Raw genomic sequence first — 14,241 nt, forward strand, 5'->3', positions numbered from 1 at the left:
GGGCGGCCTCAGGCCGCCTGCTGCAGGTGCTCGCGCAGAAAGGCATTCATCCTTTCCAGGGTCCAGCGCACGCCTGGCAGCACCCCGAGCATCTCGATGAAGCCATGGATCATGCCCGGCAACTCGTGGTACTCCACGGCGTTGCCGGCGCCGATCAGCGCCTGGGCATAGAGGCGGGCATCGTCGCGCAGGGCGTCGCATTCGGCGCCAAAGATCAGCGCCGGCGGCAGGTCGGCGTGGGAGCGGGCATAGAGCGGCGAGACGCGCGGATCGCGGGTGTCCACGTCCTGGAGATACATCCCGGAGAAGTAGTCCATCATCGGCCGGGTCAGCGGCGGGACCTCCGCATTCTCGATGCGCGAGGGGTGATTCCAGGCCTCGGGCGTGTTGTCGACGCCGGGGTAGATCAGCACCTGGGCCTTGAGCCTGAGCGGTCCTTCGCGCAGGTGCAGCGCGGCCATGGCCGCCAGGCCGCCGCCGGCGCTGTCGCCGGCCACGGCGACGCGGTCGAGATCGAGATTCAAGGCGCTGCCGGCCTGGGCCAGCCAGTGCAGGGCGGCCAGCACATCGTCGGGGCTCGCCGGTGCCGGATGCTCGGGGGCGAGGGCATAGTGCACCGCCAGCACCGCGAAGCCGGTGCCCAGGGCGATCTGGCGGCAGAGCGAATCATGGCTGTCCAGGTCGCCGATCACCCAGCCACCGCCGTGCAGATAGACCACCAGCGGGCGCGGTCGATCGTCTTCCGCATAGGGGCGGTAGAGGCGCAGCGGGATGGGGCCGAGCGGACCGGGGGCGCTGAGTTCGTCCACCCGCGTCACGGGCGCCGGCGGCAGGCCAAGGGCGCGATTCAGCTGCACATAGGCGGCGCGCGCCTGCGCCGGGGTGAGGCTATCCAGCGGCGGCTGCGGGTGGGCGGCCAGCTGCGCCAGCAGGCCGCCCACCTCGGGAGTGAGGCGCGCGAAGACGTCGGGCATGGGGCTTCTCCTGTGGTCCCGGGCGCCAGGATGGACGCCGGGTCGCCGCCAGCCTCGCCGCAGGCTTGGGGCGGGTCTATCGATCAGATGAACGATGGCGGCGGCTGTTGGACCTCGGCTAGCCCGCGGCCGTTGCGCGGTCGCGCCCGTGGCTGAGGGCGGCCTATCCTGCATCTGAACGATAGGCGCGCCGCCGCGGTACGGTAGACTCGGACCCAAGCCAGGCCCCGTCAGGGGGCCGGCATCCTACCCAGACAATCAAAACAATGGGGGTAGCATGGATCAGTCAGCCGTCGTTTCCTGCAGTGTGCCCAGCGACGTGGTCGCCCGCTTCAGCCAGGTCGTCCTGGCGCTGCAAGCCCGCCTGCGGGGCGGGGCCATCACCGAATTCCATGCCCAGGCCCTGGCGCAGCTGCAACGCCTGGTCGCCTTCGACAAGGCCTGGTGGGGCAACTCCGCCTGGCGCGACGGCGTCCCCGTGGCGCACAGCACCTTTCTGCTGGGGCTGCCCGGGAGCTATACCCGCGAATGGGATGCCCTCAAGGCCGACGACCGCACCCTTGGCGACCTGCACCTGGTGCAGGGACGCTGCCAGGTGTTCGACTGCCAGGACCTGACGGCCTCGCCGAGCCTGGCCGCGCTGGGGCAGCGGTATGGCCTGGCCCACGGCCTGCGCATCGTGCTCACCGACGACCAGACCCGCCTCGGTGTCCATCTCACGCTGTTCCGCGAAGATCCCGCCATCCCCTTCACCGCCCTGGAATGCCAGCTGGTGGAGTGGCTTATGCCGCATCTGCTGCATGCCGAGCGTGAGAGTTGCCTGCGCACCCTGGCGACCCTGAGAGACAGCCAGGGCAGCTTCGACGAACTGGCCCTGGCGGTGTGCGATCGCTATGGCGTGCTGCTGTCCATGGAGCCCGGCTTCGCCGCCCTGCTGGCGGGGGAGTGGGAGGGCTGGCAGGGCAATCGCCTGCCGCCCGCCTGCGATCCCCAGGGCACCTACCAGGGCCGTACCCTGCAGCTCGAGGCCCAGCCGCTGGGCGATCTGCTGCTGCTCAAGGCGCGCCGGCGCAGTTCGGCGGAACGCCTCAGTGCCCGCGAGCTGGAAGTGGCCCAGTGCTTCGCCCTCGGCCAGACCTACAAGGAAGTCGCCCGCAACCTGGGCATGGCGCCGGCCACGGTCCGTCATCACCTGAGGCGCATCTACGAGAAGCTCGGCGTCAACCGCAAGGCGCAGATCGCGCAACAGGTCGCCGCCGCGCCGGACTGATCTCCCCCTGATCCCTACGCCAAGACCGGGCGCCTCGCGCGCCCGGTGAGGCCTCGCTCGCCCGCTCGAAAGCCCTGAGGAATCCCGCCATGCCGTCTCTGCCCGGAATGCTGACCCGCGCCGCCGTCCTGTCACTCGCGGCGCTGGCCGCCACCACCCACGCCACCGAGAAGGGCATGCCGACCACCGCCGCCGGGGTACAGGACTTCGGCGCCGGCTTCATGCCGCCGTCGACGCCCGTCGGTACGATCGGCATGCGCTTCAGCGACTACCAGGCGCGAGTGATCAAGGACAGCCATGGCCGGGACGATGGCAACGATTTCAACATCAACGTCCTGGCCATCGGCCTGGCCTATCTGCGCATGACCGATCAGCAGCTGTTCGGGGCGCGCTACGGCTTCGGCGCGGTCTCGGTGTTCTTTCGCATGGATGCGGACCTCGGTATCAACGCCGGCGGGCAGCGGGTGTTCAGCGACAGCGCCGAGCTGTTCCGCCCGGCCGACTTGCAGCTGATCCCGCTGATCCTCGCCTGGGAGCCGGCGCCCGGCGTCGGCATCAACACCCAGCTGTCGATCCAGGCGCCCACCGGCGACTACGACAAGAATCGCCTGGTCAGTCCCGGGACCAACCACTGGACGGTCTCGCCGATCTTCAATGCCAGCTACATCAGCCCCAGCGGGCTGGAGCTGTCGTCCAGCTTCCAGGTCGACATCAATGCGCGCAACTCGGCCACCGACTACCGCAGCGGGGTGGAGTACCGCCACGAATTCGCCGTCGGCCAGCACGTCGGTCCCTGGACGGCGGGGCTGGGCGGCTACTACTACCGCCAGCTCAGCGACGACGACGCCCCGGGCCTGACCCGCGGCAACCGCGCCCGCACCCTGGCGCTGGGGCCGGCGCTCAGCTACTTCGACCCCGCCTCGGGGCTACCGGCCATCTGGTTGCACGCCTACAAGGAATTCGAGACGCGCAACCGGGCGGAGGGCTATACGGTGGCGCTGAAGATCGGCGCCAGCTTCTAGCGGGGTGGACTAGCCGCCCATCATCTCGCGCACCCGCGCCGCCAGGGTGTCCACGGCGAAGGGCTTGGTCAGGATCTCCATGCCGGGGTCCAGGTGGCCGTTGCCGATGGCGGCGTTCTCGGCATAGCCGGTGATGAACAGGGTCTTGAGCCCCGGGCGTGACTGGCGCCCCGCATCGGCCATCTGCCGGCCGTTCATGCCACCGGGCAGACCAACGTCGGTGATCAGCAGATCCAGGTGCACATCGGACTGCAGGATCTTCAGGCCGGTGAGGCTGTCGGCGGCTTCGATCACCGCGTAGCCGAGGTCTTCGAGGATATCCACCACCAGCATCCGCACCGTTGGCTCGTCGTCGACGATGAGCACCGTCTCGCCCTGGGCGCTGCCGGCCATGTCCAGGCGCGTGGCCAGGTCTTCGTCGGCCGGCGCCTCGCCCAGGTAACGCGGCAGATAGATGCACAGGGTGGTGCCCTGGCCGACTTCGGAGTAGAGCCGCACCTGGCCGCCCGACTGGCGCGCGAAGCCATAGATCATCGACAGGCCCAGGCCGGTGCCCTGGCCGATGGGCTTGGTGGTGAAGAAGGGCTCGAACACCCGGGCCACCACCTCGGGCGGGATGCCGACCCCGGTATCGGTCACGCACAGCGACAGGTACTGGCCTTCCGGCAGATCCTGGGCGCGGGCGGTCTCGCGATCCATCCAGCGATTGGCGGTCTCGATGGTGATGCGGCCGTCGTCGGGCATGGCGTCGCGGGCATTGATGCACAGGTTGAGCAGGGAGTTTTCCAGCTGGCTGGGATCCACCAGGGCGGGCCAGAGGCCGGCGGCACCGACCGTCTCGACCTGGATGCTCGGACCCACGGTGCGCTGGATGAGGTCGGTGAGGCCATCGATCAGCTGGTTGACGTCCACCGGTCGTGGCGCCAGGGTCTGACGCCGGGAAAAGGCCAGCAGCCGGTGGGTGAGGGCGGCGGCGCGCTTGGCCGCGCCCTGGGCGGCCACCAGGTAGCGATCGAGTTCGCGCAGCCGACCCTGGGCGATGCGCGTCTCCATCAGTTCCAGCGCGCCGGAGATACCGGCCAGCAGGTTGTTGAAGTCGTGGGCGAGGCCGCCGGTGAGCTGGCCGACGGCTTCCATCTTCTGCGCCTGGCGCAGCTTTTCCTCGGCCTGCATCAACTCGGCCGAGCGTTCGGCCACGCGCACCTCCAGGGTGTCGTTGAGGGTGCGCAGGGCGGCCAGGGCCTTGTCGCGCTCGGCCTCGATGGCGCGGCGCTCCTCGACGTCGATGAGCACGCCGGGAAAGCGCAGCGGCGTCCCGTCGGCGGCATGGTCGACCCGGCCGTTGGCCTCGATCCAGTAGTAGTGGCCGTCGGCGCGGCGCACCCGGTACTGATGGGCGAAGGATCCGGCCTGGGCGATCACCACCTCGATGGCCCGGGCGAGGCCCTCCTTGTCATCGGGATGGACGTTGGTGACCACCTGCGCCAGGCTCAGGCCCTCGCGGCCCAGCTGCGGATCGAGGCCGAAGACCGTGGCGAAGGCTTCGTCCACGGTGAATCTGTCGGTCGGCAGGTCCCAGTGCCAGGTGCCGATGATGGCGCCTGCGGAAAGCGCCAGCTGCACCCGCTCGATGTTCTCCCGGGCCAGGGCCTCGCTGACGCGCAGCCGTTCCTCGGCGTTGCGCCGCTCGGTCACGTCGCTGAAGAGGATGGCGATCTGGCGCTCGTCCGGGTCGCCGACCCGCACGGCGCGCACGTCGAACCAGCGTTCGAAGGTGTTGGCGTAGTTCTCGAAGGTCGCCGGTTCGCCGGTCTTGGCCACATGGCCATAGGTGTCGAACCAGAACTGCTCCAGGTTGGGGGCGAACTCGGTCACCCACTTGCCGCGCAGATTGACCCCAGCCTGGCGTTCGAAGGCCGGATTGGCCTCCAGGAAGCGGTAGTCGATGGGCTTGTCGTCGGCATCGAACTTGACCTGGACGATGGCGAAGGCCGAGCCGATGGTCTCGATGATGGCGCGAAAGCGCTCTTCGCTCTTGCGCAGGGCGGTTTCCGCCGTCTGCAGCTGGCTCATGTCCAGCATGGCGCCGATCATCCGCGTGGGGCGGCCGTAGACATCACGGATCACCCGGCCGCGGTCGAACACCAACGCATAGGAGCCGTCCGCACGCAGAAAGCGGTATTCGTCGGTCCAGACCAGGCCGTCGCCATCGATCACCCCATGGATGGAGGCGTCGATTCGCGTGCGGTCGTCCGGATGGATCTGGGCGAGCCACCAGCTGCCGGTAGAGTCCACCGCTTCCGGGGCGTGGCCATAGGCCGTGGTCAGGGCTTCGTTCCAGCGCACCTGGCCGGTGCTGAAGTCCCAGTCCCAGATGGCGTCGTTGGTGGCTTCGGCCACCAGCCGGTAGCGTTCCTGGGTTTCCTTGAGCGCCAGGCCCGCCAGGTGTTCGACGGTACGATCGCGGAGGATCTTGACGAACCCCAGGGGCTCGCCGTCGTCGTCGGTCAGGGCCATCATCTCGCCCGAGGCCCAGAAGCGCTGGCCGTCCTTGCGCAGGTGCCAGCGCTCATCCATGGCGCTGCCATCCCGCAACGCCTTGGCCATCTCGTACGCGGCACGACGGTTGGCCCGGTCTTCAGGGGTGAAGAAGCGCGAGGCATCCTGGCCGATCATCTCCTGGGCGGTCCAGCCCATGACCTGCTCGGCGCCCGGATTCCAGTCCGTGATGAGCCCCTCGCGGTCGCAGACCACGATGGCGAACTGGGTGGTGCTTTCCAGCACGGCGCGGCTGCGTGCCTTGCTGGGGCGGCGGGGGGCGTCTTTGTCCGGCAGGGCCTCCTGCAAGGCGGCGCGCAGGCGCAGCACCTCGGCTTCGAGTTCGGCGCGCGTCAGCGTGGCCAGGGGTCCCTCACTCATCTTGCTGGGCATCCTCGGGGGCAGGGATCTTCAGGGTCGTTCGACCGCAAAAAGTCGGAGAGTGTGGCAAGGGCCCGCGAGGGCGAAAAGGCCCTGCCGCTGATCGGCAAACCCGGCGGATCGGTGGCTTGCCGGTGGCCGGGCAAAACCGCTGCATGCCAGCGAAACGGTGCGCTCGCGCGGGCTCCCGGGCTAGACGAGGGCAAGCGCAGCGGCGGCTAGCCGGCAGCCGGGGCCCAGGATCGCGCTATGCCCGCGCGCCTGACCGTCCGGCCCGGGGGACGAACGGTCAGGGGCTGGAACCCGGTCGGCGCGCGGGCTCTCTACGGTTGCACGCGACGGGTTCGGCAAGGGCCCGCGTCCGTCTCTTCGACCGCTCCAGGAGCACCACGCCATGGCCACGGAATCTTCCCCCGCAACCACCACGCTCAAACGCGCCATCACCCTGCCCATGCTGCTGTTCTTCATCCTCGGCGACGTGCTGGGCGCGGGTGTCTATGCCCTGGCGGGGACGATCGCCGGGCGGGTCGGCGGTGCCATCTGGGCGCCGCTGCTGATCGCCTTGCTGTTCGCCCTGCTGACCGCTGCCTCCTATGCGGAGCTGGTCACCAAGTACCCGAGGGCGGGCGGCGCGGCGGTCTTTGCCGAACGCGCCTTCGGCCGGCCCTGGCTGTCCTTTCTGGTGGGTTTCTCGATGCTGGCCGCTGGCGTCACCAGTGCCGCGGGGCTGGCGGTGGCCTTTGCCGGTGGCTATCTGCAGGCCCTGGTGCCCTGGCCGGCCGGCTGGGTCTGCCTGGCCTTCCTGGTGCTCATCGGCCTGCTCAATGCCCGGGGCATCAAGGAATCGCTGTCGGTCAACCTGGTGATGACCCTGGTCGAGTTGTCGGGCCTGGTGATCGTCATCGTGGCGGCGGCCTGGTTCGTCGCCCAAGGGCAGGGTGAGCCAGCGCGGCTGCTGGAGGTGGATGCGCCCTCGGCCACGGTGGCCATTCTCAGCGCCTCGCTGCTGGCCTTCTATTCCTTCGTCGGCTTCGAGACCTCGGCCAACCTGGCCGAGGAGGTGCGCGATGTCAGCCGCGTCTATCCGCGGGCGCTGTTTGGCGCCCTGGTCATCGCCGGCATCGTCTACATGCTGGTGGGGGCGGGCGCCGCGCTGGTGCTGCCGGTGGCGCAGCTCAAGGCCTCGGGCGCGCCGCTGATGGACGTCCTCGGCGCCTCGGGGCTGGGCGTGCCGACCCGGCTATTTGCCGTCATCGCTCTGATCGCGGTAGCCAATGGCGCGCTGCTGACCATGATCATGGCCAGCCGCCTGGCCTACGGCATGGCCCGCCAGGGGCTGCTGCCGGCGGTGCTCGGTCGGGTACTGCCGCGGCGACAGACCCCGGGGGTCGCCATCCTCGCCACCACCGCGGTGGCCATCGCCCTGACCTATACCAGCACCCTGGATGTGCTGGCCGAGACCGTGGTGCTCTTGCTCCTGGTGGTGTTCATCAGCACCAACCTGGCGGTGCTGGTGCTCAAGCGCGACCGGGTCGAACACGCGCATTTCCGCGTCCACTGGCTCTTTCCGGTGCTGGCCCTGGCCTCCTGTGCGCTGCTCCTGGCCCAGCAGGGCGCGGCGACCTGGTGGCGCGCCGCCCTGATGCTGCTGGTCGGCGCCGCGCTCTATGGCCTGACGCGGCTGGCCGGCGCGCGCCGGGTCACCGCCTAGCCGCCCACCAGCGCATAGAGGGTCTGCATGTCGGCCGGCTTGGTCAGGTGATGATCGAAGCCCGCCGCCAAGGCCTCGGCCTTGTCCTGGGCCTGACCCCAGCCGGTCATGGCGATCAGCTTGACGGCCTGCCCGGCCGGGATCTCGCGGATCGCCCGGGCCAGTTGGTGACCGGTCAGCCCCGGCATGCCGATGTCGGAGATGACGATGTCGGGGCCATAGCTCTGGAACAGCGTGAGCGCCGCCTGGCCGTCGTAGACGACCCGTACCTCGTGGCCATCCAGCTCCAGCAATTCGGCGATGGTGTCGGCGATGTCGGGGTTGTCGTCCGCCACCAGGATCCGCCGGGTGGCCGGCAGCGTTGGCGCCGCTGCGACGGGCTCGGCAATTGCCGCCGGAGGCGCCACGGTCAGCGGCAGGCTCACGGTGAAGCGGCTGCCCTGACCCAGGCCGGCGCTGGTCGCGGTGATGTCGCCACCCTGCAGCCGCGCCAGTTCGCGGGACAGCGCCAGGCCGATACCCAGGCCCGGCGAGCGTTCCGCCAGGCGCGGATCGATCTGGCCGAACATCTGGAAGAGATCGGTCAGGCATTCGGGCGCGATGCCGATGCCGTTGTCGGCGATCTCCACCCGTACCTCGTCGTCGCCCGCTTGTACGGCGAGGGTGATCCGACCGCCCGCCGGTGTGTAGCGGGCGGCGTTGCCCAGCAGGTTGATGAAGATCTGCTCCAGGCGCAGCGTATCGGCGTACAGCCAGAGCGGCGCCTCGGGCAGTTGCAGCATGAAGCTCTGACCCTTGTCCTGCATCGGCGCCTGGGCCGCGTCGGCCGCCGCTTGGAGCACCGTCTGCAGGGTAACGAAGGCGTTGTGCAGGGTGATGCGCCCAAAGGTGATGCGTGAGATGTCCAGCAGGTCATTGAGCAGGGCGCCCATGCGTTCCACCTGCCGCTCGATGGTCTGGCAACTGCGCTGTTGCTGTTCGAGCGAGGCCTGGGGCGCGGCGATCAGCGCCGCCGCATGGCGGATGGGCGCCAGGGGATTGCGCAGCTCATGGGCCAGCACGGCGAGGAATTCATCCTTTTGCCGATCGTTGTCGCGCAGCTGCTGTTCCTGGCGCTTGCGCTCGGTGATGTCGAGAAACCAGACCGCCACGTTGCCGTCGAAGGGCGTGGCGCTGATCTGCAGCCAGCGGCTGGTGCCACTGGCATCGGCGCCCTGTAGTTCGACGGACCAGGCCGCCTCGTCGGCCTGGTGCTCACCACAGGCCTGCAGGATGCGCGGACCGGCCCAGGGCAGGCTGGGATGCGCGGCGCTGCCGTCGTGGCCCAGGGTGGCGGCGCCGATGGGGTTGAGATAGTCCCAGACGAAGCCGCCTTCGGCAGCGGGCACGGCGATGCCAAAGGACACCTGCGAGCTCTCCAGCGCCACCCGCAGGCGGCGTTGCGAGTGCAGCGCGGCCTCCTGGATCCGGGCGCGATCGATCACCAGCGCCGCCTTGGAGGCGCACAGATCGGCCAGGCGCTGCTGGCGCGGCGTGGGTTCCCCGGCCTCCGGCAGGTGCACGGTGAGCGCGCCGAGGGTGCCGTGCAGGGTACTGCGCAAGGGCACGGCATGCAGGGCGGCAAAGCCCAGGCGGCGGCCAAGCGTGGCCAGGGCGGCGAACTCAGGCGCGGTCGCCAGCTCCGGTATCACCACGCGGGTACCGCTGCGCAGGGCGGCGGCACAGGCGCTGTCCGCGGGCTGCAGGGCGGCCAACTGGTCCTGCTCCTCGGCCGCGAAGCCCGGCGCGAAATACAGCTGCGGCGGCTTGCCGTCTTCCAGCAGCGAGACGCAGCCCAGGGACGTCTGATGAAAGTGGCAGAGGACCTCGAGGATCTCCTGCAACTGTTGCGACAGCGAGGGCAATTGCAGCAGGCGATGATTGAGCCGTTGCAGGACCTCCAGATCGGCGACCTGCAGCTGCAACTGTTCCTGACTCCGCTGCAGGCCCCGCAGGTAGTCGTCCCGCTCCTCTTCCAGCAGCCGGCGGGCGTCGGCTGCGGCCAGCAGGGCTTCGCCGACCTGGCGGATCTCCAGGACGTCACTGTCCGGCAGCACGGGTGGCTGGCGCTGGCCCAGCGCCTGGGCGGCGGCCTGCAGCGCCTGTACCGGCTGGCTGATGCGCCGCGACAGCAGCAGGGCCATCGCCCAGGCGAAAGCCACCGACAGCACCAGGCCACCGCCATAGAGGGCGAAGGAGCGATTGGCGGCCGCGGTCACCTCTTCGGTGGGGATGGCGGTGGTCACGGTCCAGCCGGAATCGGGCAGGCGCACGAAGGCGGTATAGACCTGGCGGCCTTCGCGGGTACGGGCGGTGCCGACGCCTTCCTCACCCGGTTGCGTCAGGATCGCCGCCAGGCCTGGCAGGGCGGGCTCGCCCAGGCTTTCCTCATGCAGACTGGTACGGGCAATGCGCAGGCCGTGGCGATCGAATACCGAGCCCACCCAGTCCTTGGGCAGGGCGCGGGCCAGACGCGCCGCGCGGATGCTTTCCGGTGTCATCACCGCGGTCAACACGAAGCTCAGCTGACCCTCACGCAACACCGGGACCCTAATCGGAAAGGCCAGCTGGCCGGAGGGCCCCTTGCCCAGCTGACCGATGACCGGGTGACGTCGGGCGACCACCTCGGCGAAGCTTTCCGGCTCGGCCAGCGAGCCCGCGGGTTGACGCTGTTGCGTCGAGATGCGCCGGACCACCTGGCCATCCGGTGTGGCGAGCAGCACCGAGCGCCATCCCGGCGCCAGCGGCAGGACCCGCTCGACCAGGGTGGCGAAGCCCTCCAGGTCGCCCGCCGCCAGCAGGGGCGACTCGGCCAGGGCCTGGAGGATGGTCACCGAACGGCGCAGTTCGCTCTCGATGGTGGTGGCGGCCTGGCGGCTGGATTCCAGCGCCCGCTGTTCAGCTTCATGCTGCTGGTGATGGACGAGCAGCCACAGCCCCAGCCCGGCAATCAGCGCCAGGGGTACGATCCCGGCGAAGGCGATGGCCAGCAGGCGGTTGCGCAGCGGGACCAGGTGCGCAGGGCGGGACTTGATAGGCGACATGGGCATTTCGATGGTGGAGAAGGCTCATTCTAGCCTGAGTTAGAGTGGTCCTTTGCCAGGCTTGAGCTCCCGTCGTCGGGCCGGTGTATATCGCTGCAGGCCGCGCCAGCTCTAGCCTGCAGCTTATCGAGGGGGTGCCGCTGATCGGCGATGGGTGGCTATTCAGTCAAGGGACGGTGACGCCGAACAGAAGGAGGTGAATCTGCCCTGTCTGCCCGGAGTCATTCCATGCGTACCCTGAGATTGTCGGCCCGTTCGGCCGTGTGTTTTGCCGCCGTCACCCTGTTGCTGCTGGTCCTGGCGGTCACCTCGGCCGTCGGCCTGAATTCGCTCTATAAAGCGGAGCAGGACGTCGAGACCAATTGGATGGCCAGCATCGCCCAGACCGCCAAGATGGATACCCTGGTGCTCCGTCTGCGCCTGGAGACCTTGCGCATGGTGGCCTCGGAGGACGACCAGATGAAGCAGACCGCCGCGGCGACCATCGCCCAGACGCGCGGCCAGCTGCAGAAGGAGGTGGCGGCCTATCAGGCCCTGGTCGCTTCGCCTGAGGAGCAGCGGTTGGCCGATGCCGTGTCCGCCGGCGTCAAGGCCTACGACGCCCGGCTCGACGAGATCGTTGCCATCGCCCGGACGCGTCCGGCCAGCGAAGGGACCGCCTACGTCAACGCCAACATCCGTCCGCTGACCAACGACCTGCAGGAGAAGATCGTCGCCCTGGGTGACTTCAACCAACGCGGCGCCAAGCAGGCGGGCGAGCTGGCCAACCAGACCTATAGCCGTAACCTCTGGCTGCTCGGGGTCATCTCCGCCGTGGCCGTGGTCCTCACCGTAGTAATGGCTGTGCTCTATACCCGCAGCATCCTGCAGCCGCTGCGCCAGGTGCTGGCCATCAACAAGCGCATTGCCGAAGGCGATCTGCGGGTGTCGGTTGTGGCAGAGGGTCGCGACGAGATGGCCGACCTGATGCGGGCCACGGTGCAGATGCAGCAGACCCTGCGCGACACCGTCAGCCACATCGGCGAAGCCTCGACCCAGCTGGCGTCCGCCGCCGAAGAGATGAATGCCGTGACCGAAGAAGCCAGCCGTGGCCTGCAACGCCAGAACGGCGAGGTGGAACAGGCTGCCGCGGCGGTCAACGAGATGACCGCCGCCGTGGAGGAGGTGGCGCGTAACGCCGCCTCGGCCTCGACCTCGGCGCAGCAATCCGAGCGCTCCACCGGCCTGGGCGCGGCCCGCGTCACCGAGACCGTCAATGCCATCAACTCCCTGACCAGCACCGTGTCCCACACCAGCGAGCAGATCGTCGCTCTGGCCGGACAGGCGCAAGGCATCGCCACCGTGGTCGATGTCATCCGTGGCATCGCCGAGCAGACCAACCTGCTGGCGCTGAACGCCGCCATCGAAGCCGCCCGGGCCGGTGAACAGGGTCGCGGCTTCGCCGTGGTCGCCGACGAGGTGCGCGCCCTGGCCCACCGAACCCAGGAATCCACCCGCGAGATCGAGCAGATGATCGGCGGCATCCAGAGCGGTTCGGAAGGCGCCGTGCAGGCCATGCAACGCAGCCGCGACGAGGCCACCGCCACCCTGAAGATCGCCCACGAAGCCGGTGCCGCCCTGGAGGAGATCGCCCGCTCCATCACCGAGATCAACGAGCGCAATTTCCTCATCGCCACGGCTTCGGAAGAGCAGGCCCAGGTCGCCCGATCGGTGGACCAGAATCTGGTCAGCATCCGTGACCTGTCGATCCAGACCTCGGCCGGTGCCCACCAGACCGCCGCGGCCGCCCATGAGGTCTCACGCCTGGCGGTGGACATGAATCGCCTGGTCGGTCGCTTCTCGGTCTGATCCAGCTGAACGCCTGGAAAGGCCCTGCCGAGAGCCCCTCGGCAGGGCCTTTTCGTTTCCAGTCTCCCGGCAGGCCGGTATGGCGGGACCAGCGGCGGGAACCGGTTCGGGGTGCCAGGGGGTCTGCAGCGAAAGATCCCAGGAGAGACGGCCATGTACCTCATCCAGTTGCTGCTACCCCTGAACGACAACGACGGCCAGCGCCTGCCCGGGGCGCTGTTCCAGGAGGTCCGTGAGGAACTGGTGGTGCGCTTCGGCGGGCTGACCGCCTTCAGCCGGGCGCCGGTGGAGGGCCTGTGCCAGGACGAGGCGGAGCGCGTCGAGGACGACGAGCTGCTGGTCTACGAGGTCATGACCGAAGCCCTGGACAGGGCCTGGTGGGCGGACTATCGGCGCCGGCTGGAAGCGGCCTTTCGCCAGCGCGAAATCCTGATCCGCGCCCAGCCGACCGAACGCCTCTAGGCTTCGGCCAGCACTACCCGCGCCCGGCCGGCGCGCTTGGCCTGGTACAGGGCGCCGTCGGCGCGGCGGATCAGTTCATGGACATTGAGGCTGCCATCGGTGCAATGGGCGATGCCGATGGAGGAGGTGGTCTGGAGGCTGATGCCCTGCAGCTGCCAGGGTCGCTGCAGGGCACTGCACAGGCGCTCGGCCAGGGCCAGGGCCGCATCGGCGGAGGTCTCGCGCAGGAAGACGATGAATTCGTCGCCGCCGATCCGGCCAAGCAGATCGCCAGTGCGCAGGCAGGCGCTGACCCGGGCGACGAAGGCCACCAGCAGCAGATCGCCGAATTCGTGGCCGAATTCGTCATTGATGGCCTTGAAGCGGTCGAGGTCCAGATAGAACAGGGCGCAGGGCAGGTGGCCGGCAGCGCCAGCCCGGTAATGGGCGATCTGGTCGAGGATGCTGCGGCGGTTGGCGATGCCGGTCAGGGCGTCCAGGTAGGCCAGTGACCGGAAGCGCCTTTCGCTTTCCTGCAAGGCGGTCTCGGCCAGTTTGCGCTCGGTGACGTTGCGACTGACGATGGTCAGCAGCCGCCGTCCACCCTGGGCATCGAAGTGCGGGGTCTTGACCACTTCCCAGGTGTTGATGCGACCGTCCGGGCCCAGGAAGGACTTTTCGATCTGGGTGGGCGCGCCGTTCTGCCAGGCCTGCTCGTCGGTGTCGATGTTGTAGCGGAAGGCCTCGGCATGGGTCGGAAACCGCTCGATCAACTCGACATCGGTGATGCCCACATAGTCGAAGCCGACCATGGCATAGGCTTCGAGCACGATGCGATTGACGAATAGCCAGCGCCCCTGGCCGTCCTTGGCGACGATGAACTCCTGGATCGAATCGAGGAGGGTGCGCAGATCGACGTCGGAATCGGCGGGGGACATGGGCAGGGCCTGGCGGTCGCATGGGTTTCCAGGCT

At 68.9% G+C, this 14,241-nt stretch carries 9 protein-coding genes and 1 pseudogene; 6 read left to right on the plus strand and 4 right to left on the minus strand.

All coding sequences use genetic code 11. The features are described from left to right. Positions 1-8 precede the first annotated feature (8 nt). A complete protein-coding gene (locus tag ACZ5R1_RS10335; protein WP_464713154.1) occupies positions 9-974 on the minus strand; it encodes an alpha/beta hydrolase in 966 nt (321 codons plus the stop codon). 277 nt (positions 975-1,251) lie between these two features. On the opposite strand from ACZ5R1_RS10335, the gene ACZ5R1_RS10340 reads away from it, so the two are divergent. Both ACZ5R1_RS10340 and ACZ5R1_RS10345 read left to right on the plus strand, forming a co-directional pair. After that, positions 1,252-2,244 (plus strand): helix-turn-helix transcriptional regulator, encoded by a 993-nt coding sequence (locus ACZ5R1_RS10340; protein ID WP_464713155.1) that lies wholly within the window; start codon positions 1,252-1,254, stop codon positions 2,242-2,244. A gap of 107 nt (positions 2,245-2,351) precedes the next feature. Then, the gene (locus tag ACZ5R1_RS10345) at positions 2,352-3,266 is read left to right on the plus strand and encodes a SphA family protein (protein ID WP_027599580.1); all 915 of its coding nucleotides are present in this window, start codon (positions 2,352-2,354) and stop codon (positions 3,264-3,266) included. 9 nt (positions 3,267-3,275) lie between these two features. On the opposite strand, the gene ACZ5R1_RS10350 is transcribed toward ACZ5R1_RS10345, so the two are convergent. Next, entirely contained in the window at positions 3,276-6,185 is a 2,910-nt protein-coding gene (locus tag ACZ5R1_RS10350; RefSeq protein WP_464713156.1) for a PAS domain-containing hybrid sensor histidine kinase/response regulator, read from the minus strand. Between the two features lie 394 nt (positions 6,186-6,579). Here ACZ5R1_RS10350 and ACZ5R1_RS10355 point away from each other — a divergent pair, with 394 nt between their 5' ends. Beyond that, positions 6,580-7,896, plus strand: a complete 1,317-nt coding sequence (locus ACZ5R1_RS10355; RefSeq protein ID WP_027602127.1) for an APC family permease — start codon at positions 6,580-6,582, stop codon at positions 7,894-7,896. Here ACZ5R1_RS10355 and ACZ5R1_RS10360 read toward each other — a convergent pair. Further along, on the minus strand, positions 7,893-10,979 hold the full coding sequence (locus tag ACZ5R1_RS10360) for a hybrid sensor histidine kinase/response regulator (RefSeq protein WP_464713157.1): 3,087 nt from the start codon (positions 10,977-10,979) through the stop codon (positions 7,893-7,895). The two genes, ACZ5R1_RS10355 and ACZ5R1_RS10360, sit on opposite strands and share 4 nt — an antisense overlap. Before the next feature lie 228 nt (positions 10,980-11,207). On the opposite strand from ACZ5R1_RS10360, the pseudogene ACZ5R1_RS10365 reads away from it, so the two are divergent. The 3 genes and pseudogenes from ACZ5R1_RS10365 to ACZ5R1_RS10375 all read left to right on the plus strand — a co-directional run. Further along, positions 11,208-11,924 (plus strand): annotated as a pseudogene (locus ACZ5R1_RS10365) (MCP four helix bundle domain-containing protein); the annotation flags it as partial. 198 nt (positions 11,925-12,122) lie between these two features. Then, the gene (locus ACZ5R1_RS10370; protein ID WP_420030755.1) at positions 12,123-12,827 is read left to right on the plus strand and encodes a methyl-accepting chemotaxis protein; all 705 of its coding nucleotides are present in this window, start codon (positions 12,123-12,125) and stop codon (positions 12,825-12,827) included. Positions 12,828-12,980: 153 nt separating this feature from the next. Next, on the plus strand, positions 12,981-13,289 hold the full coding sequence (locus ACZ5R1_RS10375; RefSeq protein WP_074582648.1) for a hypothetical protein: 309 nt from the start codon (positions 12,981-12,983) through the stop codon (positions 13,287-13,289). Here ACZ5R1_RS10375 and ACZ5R1_RS10380 read toward each other — a convergent pair. Further along, positions 13,286-14,206, minus strand: coding sequence for a GGDEF domain-containing protein (locus ACZ5R1_RS10380; RefSeq protein WP_044342025.1), 921 nt, complete (start codon positions 14,204-14,206; stop codon positions 13,286-13,288). The genes ACZ5R1_RS10375 and ACZ5R1_RS10380 overlap by 4 nt on opposite strands. Between the last annotated feature and the right edge of the window lie 35 nt (positions 14,207-14,241).

Source organism: Pseudomonas sp. Pso3 (genome assembly GCF_055393275.1).